This is a genomic window from Paraburkholderia monticola (assembly GCF_001580545.1).
In the GTDB taxonomy this organism is placed as follows: Bacteria; Pseudomonadota; Gammaproteobacteria; order Burkholderiales; family Burkholderiaceae; genus Paraburkholderia; species Paraburkholderia monticola.
This window is the reverse complement of sequence record NZ_LRBG01000017.1, coordinates 25,163-46,131: the sequence shown is the minus strand read 5'-3', so window position 1 is coordinate 46,131 and position 20,969 is coordinate 25,163. Positions and strand designations below refer to the sequence as shown.

17 protein-coding genes and 1 rRNA gene are annotated in these 20,969 nt (G+C 64.9%); 8 read left to right on the top strand and 10 right to left on the bottom strand.

Translation table 11 applies throughout. The features are described 5' to 3' along the window. The 3 genes from CI15_RS16790 to CI15_RS16780 all read right to left on the bottom strand — a co-directional run. Positions 1–73 (bottom strand): 16S ribosomal RNA (locus tag CI15_RS16790); the annotation flags it as partial. 570 nt (positions 74–643) lie between these two features. Further along, entirely contained in the window at positions 644–1,384 is a 741-nt protein-coding gene (locus CI15_RS16785; RefSeq protein WP_062129464.1) for a CbtA family protein, read from the bottom strand. Positions 1,385–1,395: 11 nt separating this feature from the next. Beyond that, on the bottom strand, positions 1,396–1,617 hold the full coding sequence (locus CI15_RS16780) for a CbtB domain-containing protein (protein WP_062129463.1): 222 nt from the start codon (positions 1,615–1,617) through the stop codon (positions 1,396–1,398). A gap of 215 nt (positions 1,618–1,832) precedes the next feature. Between CI15_RS16780 and CI15_RS16775 the strand changes: the two genes are divergently transcribed. After that, entirely contained in the window at positions 1,833–2,453 is a 621-nt protein-coding gene (locus tag CI15_RS16775) for a histidine phosphatase family protein (protein WP_062129462.1), read from the top strand. A 13-nt stretch (positions 2,454–2,466) separates the two neighbouring features. On the opposite strand, the gene CI15_RS16770 is transcribed toward CI15_RS16775, so the two are convergent. After that, positions 2,467–2,907, bottom strand: coding sequence for a hypothetical protein (locus CI15_RS16770; RefSeq protein WP_062129461.1), 441 nt, complete (start codon positions 2,905–2,907; stop codon positions 2,467–2,469). A gap of 200 nt (positions 2,908–3,107) precedes the next feature. On the opposite strand from CI15_RS16770, the gene CI15_RS16765 reads away from it, so the two are divergent. The 7 genes from CI15_RS16765 to CI15_RS16735 all read left to right on the top strand — a co-directional run bounded on the left by CI15_RS16765 (position 3,108) and on the right by CI15_RS16735 (position 12,096). After that, a complete protein-coding gene (locus CI15_RS16765) occupies positions 3,108–4,625 on the top strand; it encodes an ATPase domain-containing protein (RefSeq protein WP_062129466.1) in 1,518 nt (505 codons plus the stop codon). A 3-nt stretch (positions 4,626–4,628) separates the two neighbouring features. Next, a complete protein-coding gene (locus CI15_RS16760) occupies positions 4,629–6,287 on the top strand; it encodes an ATP-binding protein (protein ID WP_062129460.1) in 1,659 nt (552 codons plus the stop codon). Between the two features lie 197 nt (positions 6,288–6,484). After that, complete coding sequence (locus tag CI15_RS16755; RefSeq protein ID WP_062129459.1) at positions 6,485–7,165, top strand: MarR family winged helix-turn-helix transcriptional regulator; 681 nt, start codon at positions 6,485–6,487, stop codon at positions 7,163–7,165. A 6-nt stretch (positions 7,166–7,171) separates the two neighbouring features. Further along, positions 7,172–9,274, top strand: a complete 2,103-nt coding sequence (locus tag CI15_RS16750) for an FUSC family protein (protein WP_062129458.1) — start codon at positions 7,172–7,174, stop codon at positions 9,272–9,274. A gap of 58 nt (positions 9,275–9,332) precedes the next feature. After that, positions 9,333–9,542 (top strand): DUF1656 domain-containing protein, encoded by a 210-nt coding sequence (locus CI15_RS16745; protein ID WP_062129457.1) that lies wholly within the window; start codon positions 9,333–9,335, stop codon positions 9,540–9,542. Beyond that, complete coding sequence (locus CI15_RS16740) at positions 9,539–10,531, top strand: efflux RND transporter periplasmic adaptor subunit (RefSeq protein ID WP_062129456.1); 993 nt, start codon at positions 9,539–9,541, stop codon at positions 10,529–10,531. The genes CI15_RS16745 and CI15_RS16740 overlap by 4 nt, the downstream gene beginning before the upstream one ends. Continuing rightward, positions 10,528–12,096: an efflux transporter outer membrane subunit gene (locus CI15_RS16735; protein WP_062129455.1), complete on the top strand. Its 1,569-nt coding sequence runs from the start codon at positions 10,528–10,530 to the stop codon at positions 12,094–12,096. Before CI15_RS16740 ends, CI15_RS16735 begins: the two co-directional genes overlap by 4 nt. A gap of 227 nt (positions 12,097–12,323) precedes the next feature. Here the strand turns inward: CI15_RS16735 and CI15_RS16730 are convergent, their stop codons facing one another. From CI15_RS16730 to xylA, 6 genes are all read right to left on the bottom strand, one after another. Next, the gene (locus CI15_RS16730) at positions 12,324–12,785 is read right to left on the bottom strand and encodes a (2Fe-2S)-binding protein (protein ID WP_062129454.1); all 462 of its coding nucleotides are present in this window, start codon (positions 12,783–12,785) and stop codon (positions 12,324–12,326) included. 29 nt (positions 12,786–12,814) lie between these two features. Continuing rightward, positions 12,815–15,085: a xanthine dehydrogenase family protein molybdopterin-binding subunit gene (locus CI15_RS16725; protein ID WP_062129453.1), complete on the bottom strand. Its 2,271-nt coding sequence runs from the start codon at positions 15,083–15,085 to the stop codon at positions 12,815–12,817. A 308-nt stretch (positions 15,086–15,393) separates the two neighbouring features. After that, the gene (locus CI15_RS16720; protein ID WP_062129452.1) at positions 15,394–16,593 is read right to left on the bottom strand and encodes a sugar ABC transporter permease; all 1,200 of its coding nucleotides are present in this window, start codon (positions 16,591–16,593) and stop codon (positions 15,394–15,396) included. Beyond that, on the bottom strand, positions 16,590–18,149 hold the full coding sequence (xylG, locus tag CI15_RS16715) for a D-xylose ABC transporter ATP-binding protein (protein WP_062129451.1): 1,560 nt from the start codon (positions 18,147–18,149) through the stop codon (positions 16,590–16,592). The genes CI15_RS16720 and xylG overlap by 4 nt, the downstream gene beginning before the upstream one ends. A 95-nt stretch (positions 18,150–18,244) precedes the next feature. Next, positions 18,245–19,273: a D-xylose ABC transporter substrate-binding protein gene (gene xylF / locus CI15_RS16710; RefSeq protein WP_062129450.1), complete on the bottom strand. Its 1,029-nt coding sequence runs from the start codon at positions 19,271–19,273 to the stop codon at positions 18,245–18,247. 129 nt (positions 19,274–19,402) lie between these two features. Further along, complete coding sequence (xylA, locus tag CI15_RS16705) at positions 19,403–20,725, bottom strand: xylose isomerase (RefSeq protein ID WP_062129449.1); 1,323 nt, start codon at positions 20,723–20,725, stop codon at positions 19,403–19,405. Positions 20,726–20,969: the final 244 nt, after the last annotated feature.

The window sequence follows — 20,969 nt, the reverse complement described above, 5'->3', positions numbered from 1 at the left end:
GCTGCCGTTCGACTTGCATGTGTAAGGCATGCCGCCAGCGTTCAATCTGAGCCAGGATCAAACTCTTCAGTTCAAACCTGTTACTGTTTTCGGTTCTTTCGAACCGGTCGCTCACTCAACGTACTGACGAAGTGTTCAACCATCTCTCGATGGAAAAACCTTCCTTTCATTACTGTGTGAGGCTTCTGATACTTTTGCTTGACGACAGATTCCGGAGAATCCGCCGCTGCATTCCGCATCAAGCGCCCACACTTATCGGCTGTTAGTTTTTAAAGATCGATCCGCGCACTGCGCAGCACCTGACTACCCGGCACCGCTTCGTTTGCGTCGCTGCGTCTGCAGCAGAGAAACGAGATTATGGAGAGCCGCCTGCGTTCCGTCAACACCCTTTTCGCAATTTATTCTAAAAAGTTGAAGAGCTTAAAAATTGAGCACCGACGTGCACCAACTTCAATTAGTTAGTCCTCCGATGGAACTCGCCCACTCGTCGAGCCGATCGAGAACCCAGCATCTTTTCCACAGAAAATGTTCGCAAGCCTGTGGATAACTGCTCCACAACCGCGCCAAGTACTTGATACAAAACCGTTCTCGCGCGTTGCGCGCGAAACGCGGCCGCTTGCGCGGCCGCACGTACCCCTCATATTCAGGCGGACTTCATCGTCACACGCGCATTCGTACGCAGAAAAGCGCTGCGCTCGACCATCGCGCCGAACAGCAGCCCGATCGTCGTCCACATGATCACCTGCATGCCGATCGCCGCGACGCGGAACTTCCACAGCAGCACGGCCGGGAACGCAGCCGGCACTTCGTTGATGACCGGCATCGACAGTTGCACTGCCGCGATGATCGCGACGTACACGAGTGCCGCGACGATCGAACCGTTCCACGCGCCCAGCTTCGCCACCGCGCGACGGCGTACCTTCAGCGAAAACACCATCGTCGCAAGCGAGATCGCGATCATCAGAAAGAACAGGCCCGTGCGCGCGCCGATCGTCTCCGGATCGCCGACCGATGGCGGATTGGCCGGATACTTGAGATTCGGCACGATCACGAGCGCGATGAAAGCGCCGAGCGCGAGCCACGCGGACAATGCGCGCACGCTCAATGCGCCCGCGCGTCCATAGGCATACGCAAACACCAGCGAGAACAGACCGCCGAATGCCGCGCCATAGGCGACCACGCCCGTCAGCAGGCCGAGGCCCGCCTGCGTCTCGCGGCTCACGATTTCCGGCTCGGGTGCTTCGCCGCGCGCGGCGGCCGCCTTTTCTTCGAATGAAATGGCCTGATCGACGTGCGGTTCGCCGACGATTCGCGCGAACGCGAACGTGAGCAAGCCCGCGACGATGCCCGCGAGCATCCCGCGCACCAACAATTTGCCAACCATGTCGAACTCCGTCAGTGGCAGGGGAAGCCGAGCAGATGGCGGCCGTCGTGCACAAACTCATGCACGTACATGCCGGGCACGAGCGACGTGGCGCCCTGTTCCGCACCAACGAAGTAAAGCGCGAGCAACAGCAACAAACCGCCGAACACGACCCACGGCAGCAGTTCGCGCAAAGGAATGGGAGTGGGCTGGGCCGCGGGTTGCGCGGCGGGATCGAAGACAGCTTCGGTCATGATGGACATCTCCTGGGGTAACGCGCCCCGATAGTCGATTGCAGAGGAATAGTGCGAAGCTCAGGTCTGGCTTTCGGCTTTTGTAGATTGCAATGCCGATTACAGTGGCGCGACCGCGCCGGGCTCTCACCGGCTTCCGTGCTTCGCAGCCCCGTTATTCTACGCGCTAAACTGCGGCTTCCGTAGCGCCGAGGGCTACGGCGCAAAGGCAAGGAATGGATACGCGACTATTACTGGTGAGCCATGCGGCAACGGCCGCGCAGCGTGCGGGCCGCTTCCCCGCCGACGATCCGCTCGACGCGCGCGGCCGCGCCGAAGCCGAAGCGGCGCGCACGCGTCTCGCGCTCCCGGCCGACGCCACCGTGTTCACCAGCCCTGCGGTCTGCGCGCGCGAGACCGCGGCGGCGCTAGGCCTGAGCGCAACACCGGCCGACGCCTTGGCCGATATCGACTACGGCCAGTGGCGCGGCCAGCGCCTCGCGGAGATCGCCGACCAGGCGCCCCACCAACTCGCCGCCTGGACACGCGAGCCCGACGCCGCGCCGCCCGGCGGCGAATCATTCGGTGAACTGGTTCGACGCATTGGAGACTGGCTCGACGCGCAGCAGGCCAACGCGCATTCATGCAATGCCGTCAACGAAGCCACCTTCGGAGCCCCGGCGCACGGTCGAAGCATCGTCGCCATTACCCACGCGCCGCTGCTGCGAGCGGCGATCGTCCATGCGCTCGGCGCATCGCCAGCCGTGTTCTGCCGCATCGAGATCGCACCGCTGTCGGTCGTCGAATTACGCCACTCGCGACGCGGCTGGACATGGTGGCCGGCCGCCACCGTCTGACTGGAACGGCCGCCTACCTGCCCGACACCACGAGCCGCAAGCGATTGGCCCCGTCCGGCGTCAGCGTGATCTCGGTCCGCCGATCCTTCGCGCCGAGATAAAAGTGCTGCCGTCCCGGCGAATTCTGGTCGTGCGTCGCATCGGGAAGGCACGACGCGATGTCGGCCGCGACCGCTTCCACTGCATCCACGTTCGAGCCCGCCGCCTGATGCGGCGTCCATGTGCACTGGAAACTGCGATGCGCGGCTGAACATTGCGCATCGTCGCCATAGGGCTGCGCGACGCCTTTGGCGTCGTCGGGTGTGAGAGAGGTAAAGCCGTCCGGCGCCGCGGCCACGATCCGTTTGAGCGCGGCGCAAGGTCGGGGGCTATCGTCGGCGGATGCGCTGCCCGGCAGCAGCGCAACGAGCGACGCCGCGGCCAGCGCGATAGCGGAGAGTCGATAGGTAGTCATGTCGTGGGTGATGAAGCTCTCAAAGTTCTACCGAAAAAGCTCGCAGCAAGCTTTGCATCCAACAGCACGCTTCATGCCCATGCGCGCAATCAGCGAGCACTCGGGCGACCCAGAGCGGCACACAAATTGCGTGGCGCCGTATCTGCCGCTATATCGCGCCCTTTCCGATGAAAACCCCTGCCGACGTCATTTCAAACATCATGTCGACCACTACCGCCGCCCCTACTCCCGCCCGCCTGTCGTCGGGCATCGAAGGAATCGACGACATCCTCGGTGGCGGTCTCACGCCGAACCGCATGTATCTCGTGGAGGGTGAGCCGGGCACGGGCAAAACCACCCTGGCGTTGCAATTCTTACTCGACGGTCTCGAAGATGGGCAGACCGGCCTCTACATCGCGTTGTCGGAAACACGCGCTGAACTGCTGGCGATCGGGGCGAGCCACGGCTGGGATCTGAGCCGTTTCACGATACTCGAACAGTTGCCCGAAGAAGGGCTCGATCCGCAATACGAACAGACCGTGCTGCACCCGGCCGAAGTCGAACTCGGCGAAAGCGTGCGCAACGTGATCCAGCACGTCGACGAACTGAAGCCCGCGCGCGTCGTGCTCGACAGCCTGTCCGAACTGCGTTTGCTGGCGGAGAACCCGTTGCGCTACCGTCGGCAGATTCTCGCGCTCAAGCATCATTTCTCCACGCGCGAGTGCACGGTGCTGCTGCTCGACGACACATCGGCCGGCGCCTCCGGCATTCAGCTTCACAGCATCGTGCACGGCGTGATCAGCCTCGACAACATCGCCCACGATTTCGGCGGCAACCGCCGCCGTCTGCGCATCGCGAAGATGCGCGGCATCAAGTTCCGCGAGGGCTATCACGACTTCACGCTGAATACCGGCGGGCTGCGCGTCTATCCACGTCTGGTCGCCGCCGAGCATCACCGCGTATTCGACACGAAGCCCAGAAGCACCGGCACCCCAGGTCTCGACGCGCTGCTCGGCGGTGGCCTCGTCCCCGGCACGAATTCGCTGATCATCGGCCCGTCTGGTGTCGGCAAAACCACCACCGTCGTGTCGTGCCTGCTTGCCGCGCTCGAACGCGGCGAGCGTTGCGCGTACTACGTATTCGACGAAACGCTCAGCACGCTGATCACGCGCTGCGCGACGCTCGGCATGGATCTCGCGCCGCACCTCGAAAGCGGTCTGCTGACGCTGCGCCAGATCGATCCCGCGGAAATCTCGCCGGGTGAACTGTCGAGCGATGTACGCAATGCAGTCGAAAACGAAGGCGTGCGCTACATCGCGGTGGACAGCCTGAACGCCTATCTGCAGGCCATGCCCGGCGAGCGCTATCTGCTGCTGCACATGCACGAGCTGCTCGGCTATCTGAATCAACAGGGCGTGGTGACGATGCTCGTCCTCGGGCAACACGGCATCATCGGCGAAGTGCAAACCGAGGTCGACATCAGTTATCTCAGCGACGTGGTCGTGCTGTACCGCTATTTCGAGCATCACGGCGAAGTGCTGACCGCGGTGACCGCCGTGAAGAGCCGCGCGAACGACCATGAACGCACGATCCGCCAGTTCCGCCTCGGCGCCGAAGGTCTCGAGATCGGCGAAGCGCTGCGTGACTTCGAAGGCGTGTTGTCGGGCCTGCCCGCGTATCGGGGCAATACCGCGATGCTCGGCTCGACGAACAGTCTGATCGATACGTCAGGACGGTGAGCGATGGAGCAGCGTGTCCTCATCCTCGCACCGTTCGGCCGCGACGCCGAAGTGATCACCGCTGTGCTGCACAACGACGCGCGCGCCTGCGTGAGGTGCGTCGATGCCGACGCGCTCACCACCGAGCTCGACGTCGGCGCGGGCACCGCGCTGCTGACCGAGGAAGCGCTCGCGAACGGCCACGGCTCGGGTCTCTTTGCATGGCTCGCCCGCCAGCCCGCATGGTCCGACTTCCCGTTCATCCTGCTCGCCGCGCGCAGCATCGGTCATCGATCCGCGCGCGGGCTCGACGTGCTCGAACGGCTCGGCAACGTGGTGGTGCTCGAACGCCCGCTCAATTCGGACACGTTGCGGCGCGCGGTCGCGTCGTCGTTGCGGGCTCGCGGGCGGCAGTACGAATCGCGCCGGCTGCTTGCCGAGCGCATCGAGGCGCAGAACGCGCTGGAGCAGCTGAACGATTCGCTGGAGAGTCGCATCGCGGCGCGCACGTATGAACTCGCGTCGGCCAACGACCGGCTGATGGCCGAGATCCACGAACGCGCGAAGGTGCAGGCCGTGCTCGTGCAAGCGCAGAAGATGGAAGCGCTCGGGCAGCTGACGGGCGGCATCGCGCACGACTTCAACAACCTGCTGAACGTGATCATGGTCAACGCGGAGCTGATCGCGCGCGTGAGCGGCGACGAGCGCCTGCGTGGCATGGCGGCGACCGTCAAGCGCGCGACCGAGCGCGGCGCGAAACTGACCGGCCAGTTGCTGACCTTTTCGCGCAACAGCAACCCGAATCTGAAAGCGATCGACGTGGTCGCCCTGCTGCAAGGGATGCGCGACATCATCGCGGTGTCGCTCGGCTCGGGCATCCGCTATGACAACGACTTCGAGCGTAACGAAATGTGGACCCAGGCCGACGCGAACCAGCTCGAGCTCGCGGTGCTCAATCTGGCGATCAACGCCCGCGACGCGATGCCGACCGGCGGCCGCCTCGACATTCACGTGAGCGCCCGCGATGCGCCCGACCCGACCCTGACGCACGGCCGCTACGTCGTGATCGAAGTCGCCGATACCGGTGAGGGCATTCCGCACGACATCGTGTCGCGCGTCTTCGATCCGTTCTTCACGACCAAGCCGGTCGGCAAGGGCACGGGGCTCGGTCTGAGCCAGGTGTACGGCATCGCGAGGCAGGCGGGCGGCGCCGCGCGCATCTTCAGCGAAGAAGGTGCCGGCACCAAGGTGCAGATCTGGCTGCCGTTGCGCGAGCGCGTGGCGACGCGCGGCGAAGCCGAGACCGACGCGGAGGCGAACGCGGTCGGCGACAAGCGCGTGCTCGTTGTCGAGGACGACAGCGAAGTGCGCGCGATGCTCGTTGAATCGTTGCGTATGCTCGGCTATACGGTGACCGAGGCCGCCGACGGCCAGGCCGGCCTCGACCGTTTGGCCGACGACCACCCCGATCTGCTGATGGTCGACTTCGCGATGCCGGGCATGAACGGCATCGACGTGATCGCCGCGGCGCGCAAGCTGCGCGCCGATCTGCCGGTGATCCTCGCGACCGGTTATGCGGACGTCGACATTGCCGATCTCGCGGTCGAGCATTGCACGATCCTGCGCAAGCCGTTCCAGCTCGACGATCTGGCGCGCACGGTGCGAATCGGGCTGGTCGCGTAAATCGAGTGAATCAGGTAGACAAAGCGCATCAAAACACCTCTTGAAACGCGGCGCATCGCACCTGCAACGGATCTGTAAGCTCACCTCACCGCCGCTTTAACGCCACTGTCGCATTCGCGCCGCAGACTCCACCGGTTCGGCAAGAATTTCCAAATCAATAGTTTGCTAACGAATATTTTGGAAATACAATACCGGCCATGTCGAATCTCGATGCCCTGCGCCGCACCGTCAGCAGCACGCTGGTCGTCGCCGCCAGAAAGTGGCGGCGCACGAGTCATGGCGTGCTCGCGGCCTTCAACGTCTCCGAAGCGTGCGCGACGCCGCTTCTAACCGCGAGCCGGCTCGGCTCGGCGGTGCGCCAGGTCACGCTCGCCGATCACATCGGCATCGAGGGGCCATCGCTCGTGCGGCTGCTCGATCAGTTGTGCGCGGCCGGCCTGATGCGCCGTGACGAAGATCCCGAGGACCGTCGCGCGAAAACCGTCGCACTGACCGACGAGGGCCGCGCCGTCACCGCGAAGATGGAAGAGGAACTGGTCACGCTGCGCGCGCAGGCGCTCAAAGGCGTATCGCGCGACGATCTCGAAGCCGCGCTGCGCGTGCTCGACGCATTCACGACCGATGCCGCCGAACGCGAAGAAGCGGGAGAGCGCGCCCAGCCGGCGCGCCCGGAATCCCCCAGACGCGCGCCGACCAAGCGCACTTCGCCGGCGAAGCGAGAACCCGCCAAACGCGCGGCGCCTGCAAGCAAAGTCAAACCGGCGAGCGGCAAGACCGCGACTAAAGCAGCCAGCAAACCGCGAGGCACCGTCAAGGCGCGCAAGTCCACCAAACGCGGCGCGCGAGCCACTTCGCCGCGCAACGCCGATTCCGCTTAACGGTTTATGGTCTACCCCACTCTCCGCGACTGGCTGTTCTCCGTCAAGACGTTCGCCGCGGCCATGCTCGCGCTTTACATTGGCCTCGCAGGCGAACTGCAGCGGCCCTATTGGGCGATGGCCACCGTCTACATCGTGTCGAATCCGTTCGTCGGCGCGACCCGCTCGAAGGCGATCTATCGTGCGCTGGGTACCGTGCTCGGCGCGTCGGGCGCGGTGCTGCTGGTGCCGCCGTTCGTCGAATCGCCTTACCTGTTCAGCGTGATCGTCGCGACGTGGACCGGCACGATGCTCTATCTCGCGGTAGCGGACCGCACCGCGCGCAGCTACGTGTTCATGCTGGCCGCCTATACGATGCCGATCATCGCGCTGCCATCGGTGACGAATCCGACCGGCATCTTCGATCTCGCCGTGAGCCGGACCGAGGAGATCCTGCTCGGCATCATCTGCGCGAGCGTCGTCGGCAGCGCGGTGTTTCCGAGCCGGCTCGCGCCGACGATCATCGAGCGCACCGACGCATGGTTTCGCGACGCCGCGTTCTACGCGACCGAAACGCTGTCGGGCCGCATGGCCAGCGCGGCGATTTCCGGCGCGCGGCAACGGCTCGCGATCACGATCAATGGTCTCGAACTGCTGCTGAGCCAGCTCGCCTACGATCACACGCGGCCCGACGTACTCGGGCGCGCGCACGAACTACGCGGCCGCATGCAGTTGCTGCTGCCGATCATGTCGTCGCTCGCCGATCCGCTGGTCGCGCTCTACAACAACGGCCCCCAACACTGGCCCGAGGGACTCCAGACGCTGATCGACGACGCGATCAAGTGGTTCAACCAGCCCCTCCCCGCGCCGCGCGAGGGCTACCACGCGGACGAAACCGCCAACGCGCTGCGCGCGCGCATCGCCGCGATGCGCCCGCCCGCCGCCGCACTCACGCATTGGGACGGCGCGCTGCTGTCGAATGCGCTGTGGCGCCTGGGGCAAGTGATCGACGTGTGGCAGGACTGCCGCTCGCTGCGCATCATCATCACGCGCGAAGAAGGGTCGTGGCGGCCACATTTTCGTCACTGGCGGCTCGGCGGCACGGAGCGCTTCTACGATCGCGGCATGATGCTGTTCGCGACCATGTCGGCGGGCCTCGCCGTGGTGCTCGCGTGCGTGCTGTGGATCAGCTCGGGCTGGAACGACGGCGCGAGCGCGGTCACGCTCGCGGCGGTCGCCTGCTGCTTCTTCGCCGCGCTCGACGAGCCCGCGCCATTCGTGTTCCGCTTCTTCGTCGCGACTGCCGTCGCCGTGGTGGCCGCGGGTCTCTACCTGTTCGTCGTGCTGCCGAAGGTGCACGACTTCCCGATGCTGGTCATCCTGTTCTCGGCGCCGTTCATTCTGGTCGGCACGCTGATTCCGCGCCCGCAGTTCAACATGGTGACGGTGCTGGTCGCGGTGAACACGGCCACTTTCATCAGCATTCAGGACGCGTACGACGCGAACTTCCTGACCTTCATGAACGCCAATCTCGCGGGCCTCTCGGGTCTGTTGTACGCGTACCTGTGGACCCGCGTGACACGTCCGTTCGGCGCCGAGCTCGCCGCGGCGCGCCTGTTGCGCTCGAGCTGGGCCGACGTCGCGCTGACTGCCTCGACGCGGCCGATCGAAGACCCGCGCAACCTCGCCGCGCGCATGCTCGACCGGCTGATGCAGTTGATCCCGCGCCTCGCCGCCACCGACGATCACCGCCATCCGTCGATCGAGAGCTTCCGCGACCTGCGCATCGCGTTCAACGCGCTCGATCTGCGCCGCCTCACGCGCAAGCTCGGCGGCGAAGCGCCCGCCGCGATCGACCCGGTGCTCGATGGAGTGCATACATACTACGAGAGCTGCGTCGCCCGACGCCGCCGCGAGCCGGTGCCGGACAGCCTGATGTCGTTGATCGACGTGGCGGTCGCGCGCATCACCGCGCAGGGCCTCGCCAACGCCGCGGCCCCCACGGAGACGTCGCAGACTTCGGCGCGCCAGTTGCGCGATGCGCTGCACGCGCTGGTCGGCTTGCGTCTTTCGCTGTTTCCGGCGACCCTCACGAAACCGACGCCGACCGAACCGGAGGCCGCCGCATGATGTATCCGTTCGTGCGCCCGTTTCCGCAACCCGTTCCACCCCTTGCCCAGTTCCCGCGATGATCGGTGAAATCGATATCTTCGGCGTGTTCGTGCCGGCCGTGCTGGTCCTGATGTTGATCGCGTATCTGATCAACCTCGGCATTCGCACCGTGCTGGACTACGTCGGCTTTTACCGCTTCGTCTGGCATCGCTCCATCTTCGATCTCGGCATCTATGTGCTGGTGCTGGGCCTTGTCGTTGTCGTTTCGCACAGACTAATAACGTGAAAAAAACCTGGTTCTCCGTCGGTCAGATCCTGCTGACCCTGATCGTCGTGGCGGTCGCAGCAGTGGTGCTGTGGAAACTCGTCGACTACTACATGTTCGCGCCGTGGACCCGCGACGGGCACGTGCGCGCCGACGTGATCCAGGTTGCACCCGATGTGTCCGGACTGATTTCCTCGGTCGAGGTCGTGGACAACCAGCAGGTCAAGCAGGGCCAGGTGCTGTTCGAGATCGACCAGGCGCGCTACACGCTCGCATTGCGTCAGGCCGAGGCAACCGCGCAACAGCGCCGCGCCACGCTCGATCAGGCGCGTCGCGAGTACGCGCGCAACCGTCAGCTCGGCAACCTCGTCGCTGCCGAAGTGCTCGAAGAAAGCCGCTCGCGCGTCGAAGCCGGCGAAGCGGCGCTCGCCGATGCGAACGTTGCGATCGATACCGCGAAGCTGAACCTCGAGCGCTCGACGATCAAAAGCCCGGTCGACGGCTATCTGAACGACCGCGCGCCGCGCGCCGGCGAATTCGTTGCGGCCGGCCGCGCGGTGGTGGCGGTGGTCGACATGCATTCGTTCCGCGTCGACGGCTACTTCGAGGAAACCAAGCTGCGCGGCATCGACATCGGCCAGCCGGTCGATATCACCGTGATGGGCGAGCCGAAGCCGCTGCGCGGGCACGTGCAGAGCATCGTCGCCGGTATCGAAGACCGCGACCGCACGCAGAGCGCGAATCTGCTGCCGAACGTGAATCCGGCGTTCAGCTGGGTGCGGCTCGCGCAGCGCATTCCAGTGCGTGTCGCGCTCGATGAAGTGCCCGCTGACTTCCGCCTGATCGCGGGACGTACCGCGACGGTGGCGGTGCGTGATCTGTCGCCGGTCAGGACGCGGGCCGTGTCGGGTACGGGCGCGGCGTCGGGCACGGTTCCGGCTTCGGCCGCGCCGGTGGCGCCGGGTTCATCCGTGGCTTCGGCTGCCGCAGCGTCGGGCGCATCGCAATGAAGTTCGTGCGTACCCTGTCCGCACTGGCGCCGCGCTTGCCGCTGCTGCCACTGCTGCCGTTGTTGCCGCTCACCGTCGCGCTGAACGCTTGTATCAACGTCGGCCCGAACTACACGCTGCCGAAGCAGGCGATCGTCAACGCGCCACTGGCGAACGGACCGCTCGAGGGCGCCGATCCCAGGCTAACGTCGACACTCAACCTTCCGACCGTCTGGTGGAAGCTGTACGACGATCCGGTGCTGAATAGTCTGGTCGACCAGGCGCTGAAATCGAATACCGACCTGCGCGTCGCGGCCGCGAATCTCGCGCGCTCGCGCGAGGCGCTAGGCGTAGCGCAAGCGCAGGGCGGTTTCTCGGGCAACGCGTCGGTGTCGATCGAGCGCGCACAGGAATCGGCCGAGCAGTTCCTGCTGTTCGAGAAAATACCGGTCGCCAACCTCGGTGACATGGGCATCAACGTCTCGTACGAATTCGATCTGTTCGGCAAGCTGCGCCGCGGCGTCGAAGCGGCGGCGGCGGACACCGAGGCCGTGGAAGCCGCGGCCGACCTCGCGCGCATCACCGTCGTGGCGGACGTGGTGCGCTCGTACGTCGAGCAATGCTCGGCGGCCGACGAGTTGCGTATCGCGCAGCAATCGCTCGCGTTGCAGAAGGAGCGAGTGGACGTGTCGCGCCGTCTGCGCGACGCCGGCCGCGGCAATCAGACCGCGGTCACGAGCGGCCAGACCCAGGTCGAGACCCTGACGGCCGACATTCCGCGCTACACCGCGCGCCGCAAGATCGCGCAATACCGTCTCGCGATGCTGCTCGCAGAATCGCCGTCGCAACTGCCGCCGGCCGTGCTGGCCTGCGACCGCCTGCCGCAAATCCACCAGCCGATTCCGATCGGCGACGGCGCCGCGCTGCTGCGCCGCCGCCCCGACGTGCACGAAGCCGAGCGTCAGCTGGCGGCGTCGACGGCGCGCATCGGCGTCGCGACCGGGGCGCTCTACCCGAGCATCAGCATCGGCGCATCGGCGGGCTACACCGGCGTTCTCGAAGACATTCCCACGATACCGACCGCGCGTTGGGCCTTCGGTCCGCTGATCAACTGGAACTTCCCGACCAACGGCGCCCGCCAAAGGGTGCATGAAGCGGAGGCGTCGAGCCAGGCTGCGCTCGCGAAGTTCGACGGCGTCGTGCTGACCGCGCTGCGCGAAACCGAGACCAATCTCGCGACCTATGCGTCCGACTACGCACGTGCCGACTCGCTGCGGGCGGCGCTGAAGTCGGCGGCGCAATCGGCCGATGAAACGCATCGGCTCTATCTCGCGGGCCGCGAGTCGTTCATCTCCGACCTCGACGCGACGCGCACGCTGACGGCCGCGAAGTCGCAGCTTGCGACGGCGGAGGGCCAGGTGGCGGTGGATCAGGTCAATCTGTTCCTGTCGCTTGGCGGTGGCTGGGAAGTTGGCGGACAGGCCACGCCGGGCGAAACGCACCCACAACTGAAGGCGACGCCAGTCGCTGACAGGACGACAGCGAAGCCGGGAGCATCGACGGCCGGGACTGCCAAATCACCGTGATCGTGCGGTGATCGACGAGCCTTACAAATTATTTTTGAGAAGCTTTCTTTTTGCTTTCTGCTCAGGTTAAATACGTGACACCACTACACGCTACGGGGTCTCGTATGTCGCCATTCATGCAGGGTGCAGTCACGTTGGGCGGATGCATCGGTATCTTCACGGTCCTGATTGCGGTGATCGAAATGTTTGCGAATTGAGTTGGACTGACGGCGGCCCGGAAGACTCGCTCAGCTCTTCCGGGCCTTTGCCGCCGCCAGATGTATCGCCGCCCGCACCCGCGGGTACGTGCCGCAACGGCACACCACTGGCGTCATCGCTTCGTCTATATCAGCATCGGTAGGATCTGGCTTGTGCTTCAGCAGTGCGCAAGCCGCCATCAATTGCGCGCTCTGGCAATAACCGCACTGCACCACATCGAGTTCGATCCACGCGGCCTTCAGCGCCTGCGCCTCGCGTCCCTGCAAGCCCTCGATCGTCGTAATCTTCTGCGTATGCAGGCTCGACATCAGCGTCTGACAGGCAAAGGCCGCGGCGTCATCGAGATTGATCGTGCACGCGCCGCAAATGCCCACGCCGCAGCCGAACTTCGTGCCGGTCATGCCGAGGTCGCAGCGCAGCACCCATAGCAGCGGCATGTCCGGCTCGGCGTCGACCTGCACCTTGCGTCCGTTGATATTCAGTACCGCCATGCCTGCCTCCTGAATCGTCGCGCCAGCCCTCATGCGAGCCGCAGCGGCAGCGTCTTCAAACGTTGCCCCGTCAGCGCGAACACCGCATTGGCCACCGCCGGCGCAACCGGCGGCACGCCCGGTTCGCCGACGCCTTGCGGATGCAGCTGGCTCGGCATGATGTCGACTTCGATGGCCGGGCACACGTTCATCCGCACGACCGGAAAATCCACGAAGTTCTTCTGTTGCACCTGGCCATTGCAGATCGTGATCTCGTTCTGCAATGCGCTGGACAGCCCGAACACGATGCCGCCTTCCATCTGCTGACGGATCAGGTTCGGATTCACCGGCAAGCCGCAATCGATCACGCACACGACGCGATGCACGCGAATCTGCTTGTTCGCCCCGATCGACACCTCCGCGACCTGCGCGACGACGCTGCCGAACGCCTCGTGCAACGCGACGCCACGCGCGCAACGCGCGCCATCGGCGGCGGGTTTGAGCGGGCGCCCCCACTCCGAGATGGCCTCGACCCGCTTCAGAACCGCCAGATGCCGCGGATGCTGCGCGAGCAGCATCGCCCGAAACGCGATCGGGTCCTGACCTGCCGCCACGGCCGCTTCATCGGTGAAGCTCTCGGTGAAGAATGCCTGATGCGAGTGACCCACCGAACGCCAGAAGCCGATTGGCACCGGCAATTCGACGATCTTGTGCGACACGCGCGCGGCCGGCCACTCGTACGGTTGATCGAACGCGCCTTCGCAGGTGGTCTTGTCGATCGGGATGTGCGGTACGCCGTAGTACCGCGCCAGCGCGTCCGGCACGATCGCCTGCCCCGCCGACTTCGCGTGCCACGCGACCAGCTTGCCGTGCTCGTCGAAGCCGGCTTGCAGCCACGCCACGCAAGCGGGCCGGTAGAAATCGTGGGTGAAGTCCTGCGCGCGCGACCAGATCGTTTGCACCGGACGGCCATCGGCCTCGCGCGCGATCGCCGCGGCCTGCGCGATGAAATCGAGTTCGAGGCGACGCCCGAACGCGCCGCCCAACAACTGCGTCTGCACGTCGACGAGATCCGTGTCGATGCCAAGTGCTTTCGCCGCATGGTGCCGCGCCAGCGCCGGCATTTGCGTCGATACCCACACGGTCGCCGCGCCGTCCGCGAATTGCACCGTGCAGTTCAGCGGCTCGACCGCGCCATGCGCGAGATAAGGCGCGTGATACACCGATTCGATCCTGCTCTTCGCGCGGCTCATCGCGTTGTCGACGTTGCCGACGTGGTAATACACGTGACCGTCGGTGTCGTCGAGCGCGTCGACGAGCTGGCGGTCCACGTCCGTGCTCCTCACCTTCGCGGCCGCGCCGTCGTGCCAGATCACCTTGATCGCCTCGACGGCGTTCATCGCGCGAAACGCGTTGTCCGCGATCACGGCCACCCCGCCGGTGCCGCCCGCATACGGCGGCACGGCGAACGCCTTGATGAAACCCGGCATTTTCTGCGCGGGCGTCGCGTCGAAATGCGCGACCGTGCCGCCGAGCGTCGGGCACATCACCACGCCCGCATACAGCAAACCGTTGGGCAGCACGTCGATGCCGAAGCGCGCCGCGCCGTCGATTTTCGACGCGGCCTCGATGCGCCGCACGGGCTGGCCGATCAGCTTGAAGTCGCCGGCCTGCTTCAGCACGACGCTGCGCGGCAGCGGCTGGCGTGCCGCCATCGACGACAACTCGCCGAACGACGCCTTGTGCCCCCATGGATGCACCACATAGCCCTTTTCCGCGCGGCATTCGCGGACCGGCACATCCCAGCGCTCGGCCGCCGCGCCGATCAGCATCACGCGCGCCGACGCACCGGCCTCGCGCATCGGCACCCACAGGTCGTTCATGCTCGACGAACCGCCCGTCATCATCGTGCCGACCTCGCGCACCGCCTTGCGCGTGATCCACACGATGCCTTGCTTGACGTAGCTGTCGTCGTCGGGGCGAAACGGCAGATCGTCCGTGACGCTCTGCACGGCGTTGTAGATCCGGTCGATCGGCGACTCTTCGACTCGCACCTGCGACCAGTCGGCGTCGAGCTCTTCGGCGAGCACCATCGCGAGACCGGTGTGGATGCCCTGGCCCATTTCGGCCTTGGGCATCATGATCGTCACGTGGTTGTCGGCGTCGATCTTGACCCAGCCGTTCAGCGCAATCTCCGAGCCTTGCGTCGGCAGCGGCGTCGAGGTGGTCAGGCGTTGCCGCGGCGGCACCACGGCCCAGCCGACCAGCAGCCCGCCCAATGCGCTGGCGCCGCCAAGCAGGAAGGTTCTGCGCGTCAACATGGCATGGCTCGCACGGCTGGCTCGATTATTGGAAAGCGGCGACAGCGCCGATGCATCCGTCTTTGTCTGCGAATAGTAATAAGACGGATAGCCGAGCGGGAGACTTAAATGCGCGCGCGACGCTCAAGCGGCCGTGCGGCGAGGAAAGACGGGGAGGGAATGCAGCGGGGGAAAGCCGTGGGGTGCTTCATTAACTGCCGGGAACGCGGCCGGCGGCGCGACCGGCGGTGCGGGGCCAGCTGTGCGCCGGCGGGAGTCACCGCCGGCACACAGCGCTTGCGCCCGAATCGATCAGGCGATCGATCAGATCAACGGCGGTTCGAACCCGACACCACGTCGATCCACACCGCCAGCACGAGGATGCCGCCCTTCACGATCATCTGCCAGTACGCGTCGACGTCGAGCATCGACATGCCGTTGTCGAGGCTCGCCATCACGAGCGCGCCGATCAGCGCGCCGTACACGGTGCCGGAGCCGCCACGCATCGAGGTGCCGCCGATAAAGCAGGCGGCGATCGCGTCGAGTTCGCCCATCGAGCCCGCCGACGGCGAACCGGCCGCGAGTCGCGCGGTGTTGACGATGCCGGCGAATGCGCACATCAGCCCCATCAGCGCGAAGATCGCGAGCTTCACCCGGTCGGTGTTGACACCCGAGAGCCGCGTCGCTTCGAGGTTCGAGCCGACCGCGTAGATGCGGCGTCCGAACACGGTCTGCGTCGCGATCCACGTGAAGATGCCGAGCAGCGCGAGCAGCAGCAACACCGGCACCGGAATACCACCGTAGTTGTCGAGCATCGCAACGAAGCCGGCGAGAATCGCGCCCGCGCCGATCACCTTCGCGACGTCCTGCCAGAACGGCACGACGCGCAGCTGATAGCGCTGCCGATTCGCGCGCTGGCGGATCGTCAGGAACGCCAACAGCACGAACAGCACGACGGCGAGCGTGTCACCGGCGAGCCGGGGCAGATAGCCCTGGCCGACGAACACGAAGCTGTCCGACACCGGCGCGATCGTCGACCCGCCTGTAATGCCGAGCAGGATGCCGCGATACGCGAGCATGCCGCCGAGCCCGACGATAAACGAAGGCACGCGCCGATAGGTCGACCACCAGCCGTTGAACATGCCGACCGCGATGCCGAGCAGCAACACGATCGGAATCGTCACGCCGATCGGCCAGTGCCGGTTCACGTCGAGAATCGCCGCGACGCCGCCGAGCAGACCGAGCAGCGAACCGACCGACAGATCGATCTCGCCCGCGATGATCACGAACACCATGCCGCACGCGAGCATGCCGGTAATCGACATCTGCCGCAGCAGATTCGACAGATTGCGCGGCGTGACGAACGCGCCGTGCGTGAGCGCCGAAAAGAAAATCCAGATCACCGCAACGGCAATGAGCAGCGCCAGAATCTTGTAGCGCGCGAACAGTTGCTGGATCCGTTGCGTGCCGCCGAACGCGCCTCGCGGCGCGGCGTTGTCGGTGCGTTGGGAAGTTACGTCGGGAGTCATGCGGCACTCGCTGCGGTTGGGTTCGAAGATAGGTGCACGGGACGGATCGCGGCGCCGAGTATGTCTTCCTGCGTGAGACCGTCGTTGGCGAAGTCGCCGCGCAACTCGCCCTCGCCGATCACGAGCACACGGTCGCTGATGCCGAGCACTTCCGGCAATTCGGACGACACCATCACGATCGACATGCCACGCTGCGCCAGCTGAAAGATCAGCTTGTAGATTTCGTATTTCGCGCCGACGTCGACACCGCGTGTCGGTTCGTCGAGGATCAGCACCGTCGGGTTGGTCAGCAGCATGCGCGTGAGCACCGCTTTCTGCTGATTACCGCCCGACAGACTGGCAATCGACAGCATCGGATTCGCGGCGCGCACCGACAGTCGCTTCATTTCCGTATGAATCGTGTCGAGTTCGGCCGCCGAATCGATGCGTCCGCCCGATGCGAAACGCTGCAACACGGCAAGCGTGATGTTATGGCCGACGCTCAAGCCCGGCACGATGCCGTGACGCTTGCGGTCCTCGGGCACCATCGCGATGCCGGCGCGAATCGCGTCGATCGGTGCGCGAATCTTCAACGGCTTGCCGTCAAGCACGACGCTCGCCTCGCTGATACCCGCATAAGCGCCGAAAATCGCCTGCATCAGCTCGGTGCGGCCCGCGCCGACCAGCCCGGCGACGCCGAGAATTTCGCCGCGCCGCAACGTGAACGAGACATCGTCGACGCGCTTGCGGCGCGGATTCGTCACGTCGAAACAGGTGACGTTGCGTGCTTCGAAGATCACGTCGCCGATCGGATGCGGCTCACGCGGAAACAGGTTCTTGATCTCGCGGCCGACCATCAGCGAGATGATGCGGTCGGTCGTCAACGCGTGCATCGGCTCGGTCGCGACATGGCGGCCGTCGCGAATCACGCTGATCGTGTCGCAGACCGCCGCGACTTCGTCGAGCTTGTGCGAGATGTACACGCAAGCGATGCCGCGCCGCTTCAGATCGCGCACGATGTCGAGCAGAATCGCGATTTCGGAGGCGGTCAGCGACGACGACGGCTCGTCGAGAATCAGCAGCTTCGCGCGCTTGTTCAGCGCCTTTGCGATTTCGATCAACTGCTGATGGCCACCGCCGTAGTTCATCACCGGCTGCGCGGCGTTGATGCCGCTGATGCCGAGTTCGCGCAGCAGTTCGTCGGCGCGCTGATACATCGCCGCGTAATTCATGCGCCCACCCGGCAACGTGATTTCATTGCCGAGAAAGATGTTCTCCGCGACCGACAGCTCCGGCACGAGCATCAGTTCCTGGTGGATGATGATGATGCCCGCGCGCTCCGTGTCGCGCACGCTCGCGGCCTTCAGCGTCTCGCCTTCCCACGTTATTTCGCCATCCCAGGTACCGTGCGGATACACGCCGGACAGCACTTTCATCAGCGTCGATTTGCCTGCGCCGTTTTCGCCGCACAGGCCCACGCATTCGCCCGGCGATACGGTCAGATCGATGCCGTCGAGCGCCTTCACGCCGGAAAATGCTTTGACGATGCCGCGCATCGTCAGAAGAGGTTGCGTCATTCGCTATGCCTCGCTGCGAGGTGAGCCGATGTACGTCCACGCTCCCGGGCGCGATGACCCGGGAGCGTGGCGTTCACATCAAGCCCGTCTCCGTGTTATTTGCTCGCGAGCTGATCCTGCGTGTAGAAGCCGTCCTTCACGACGATGTCGAGGTTGGCCTTGGTCAGCTTGGTCGGCTGCAGCAGCACCGTATCGACCTTCTTCTTGCCGTTGTCGTATTGCGCGTTGAACGCCGGCTTCTCACCCTTGGCGAGCGCGACCGACAGCTTCGCGGCTTCACCCGCGATCAGCTTCAGCGGCTTGTAGACCGTCATGGTCTGCGTGCCTGCCGCGACGCGCTTGACGGCTGCGAGGTCGGCATCCTGACCCGAGATCGGTACCTTGCCGGCGAGGCCCTGTGCGGCGAGCGCCTGGATCGCGCCGCCGGCGGTGCCGTCATTCGACGCGACGACGGCGTCGATCTTGTTGTTGTTCGCGGTCAGCGCGTCTTCCATGATGCGCAGCGCCGTCGATGCGCTCCACTCCGGCACCCACTGCTGGCCGACCACCTTGATGTCACCCTTGTCGATCGCCGGTTGCAGGACCTTCAGCTGGCCCTGGCGCAGCATCTTGGCGTTGTTGTCGGTCGGCGCGCCGCCGAGCAGGAAGTAGTTGCCCTTCGGCCGCACGTCGTAGACGCCCTGCGCCTGCATTTCACCGACCTTCTCGTTGTCGAACGAGATATAGGCGTCGATATCGGCATCGAGAATCAGGCGGTCATACGACACGACCTTGATGCCCGCCTTGCGTGCTTCGGCGACCACGTTGCCGAGCGTCTTCGAGTTGAACGGCACGATCACGATGACGTCGACGCCGCGCGAGATCAGGTTTTCGATCTGCGAGATCTGACGCTCCTCGCTCGCATCGGCCGATTGCACCGATACCTTCGCGCCGAGCTTTTCCGCCGCGGCGACGAAATAGTCGCGATCGCGCGACCAGCGTTCGACGCGCAGATCGTCGATACAGAAGCCAATTTCCGGATGATCCTTGCTGGCGTGCGCGAGCGGCGCGGCGAGCGACAGGCTGGCGAGTACCGCGCCGCATAGCAGCGAACCCAGTACGTTACGGCGCATTGCGAACTTCATTTCTGTCTCCTTCGTGTAGTGATATCCGGAATACCGGGTCTATCGGTCTGCGCTGCGAGCCGCAGACTCGGACAAGCAAAACCCACAGCTTGCTGGTGCGCGCGGTCGACGTGGCCGCGCGATCGTTATTCAACGTCCGCTATAAATCGCCTGATTGACGATGTTTTCCATGTGTTCCTGCTGGCCGCTCACATGCTGCGGATTCAGATCGCGCGAGAGCGTGTCCGCCGCGAGTGCGGAGAGCGAATAGTCGCCGGACAGGATCTTGCGGCCGAACTCGCCATCCCAGCCCGCGTAGCGTTGCCGCTTGAACTGCTCGAGGCGCTCGTTCTCGACCAGCACCGCCGCGCGTTCGAGACCGAGCGCGAGGTTGTCGATCGCGCCGATGTGGCCGTGAAACAGGTCTTCGGCATCGACGCTCTGGCGCCGCACCTTCGAATCGAAGTTCATGCCGCCGGTCGTGAAGCCGCCGTGGCACAGAATCTCGTAGAACGCGAGCGTCAGTTCCTCGACGCTATTGGGGAATTGATCGGTGTCCCAGCCGTTTTGCGGATCGCCGCGATTGGCATCGACACTGCCGAAGATGCCGAGCGCAAACGCGGTCGCAATCTCGTGATGGAACGAGTGGCCCGCGAGCGTCGCGTGATTCGCCTCGATGTTCACGCGAATCTCCTTGTCGAGACCATGCTGCAGCAGGAAGCCGTGCACGGTCGCGACGTCGTAATCGTATTGATGCTTGGTCGGCTCCTGCGGCTTGGGCTCGATCAGCAGCGCGCCCTTGAAGCCGATCTTGTGCTTGTGGTCGACCACCATGTGCAGAAAGCGCGCAAGCTGCTCGCGCTCACGGACCAGGTTGGTGTTGAGCAGCGTGTCGTAGCCTTCGCGGCCGCCCCACAACACGTAGTTTTCGCCGCCGAGGCGCAGCGTCGCGTCGAGCGCATGACGCACCTGGGTCGCGGCGAACGCGAAGATCTCCGGATTCGGATTGGTCGCGGCGCCGGCCGCGTAACGCGGATGCGAAAACAGATTCGCGGTGCCCCACAGCAGCCTGATACCGGTATCCTGCTGCTTGCGCCCGAGGTAGTCGGCCACGCGCAGGAAGTTCTCGCTGTATTCCTTCACGCTCGCGCCTTCGGGGGCGACGTCGGTATCGTGGAACGTGTAGTAGGGGGTGCCGAGCTTCGAGAAGAATTCGAACGCGGCGTCGGCCTTTTGCAGCGCTCGCTCCATCGCGTCGCCGGGTTGCTGCCACGACCGCCGGAACGTGCCCTGACCGAAGATATCGACACCGGGCCACACGAACGTGTGCCAGTAGCACACGGCGATACGCAGATGTTCTTCGAGCGTCTTGCCGAGCACCTTCCGGCTCTTGTCGTAGTGACGGTACGCAAGCGGGTTGTCCGATTGCGGGCCTTCATAACGGATCTCGGGAATATGTTCGAAGTAGGACATCGGCGTCTCCACGTATTGTTGCACCGCAACCCGCGCGGCGTGGCCGTGACGGCCGACGAGGTGACGCCATGCTGCCGCTTGCACGAGGTGGCGGCAATTGCGAAATTTCGCAGCGGGCTTGATGTTTCTTACCGCCCGCGCGTTTGTTTACTGCTGTCTCGTAATTCGGCGCCTAGAATAACCAGACGCTTAAAAACGGGGCGGTCAACCCAACCCCGACACAATGGAGACAAAGGCGCGTGAT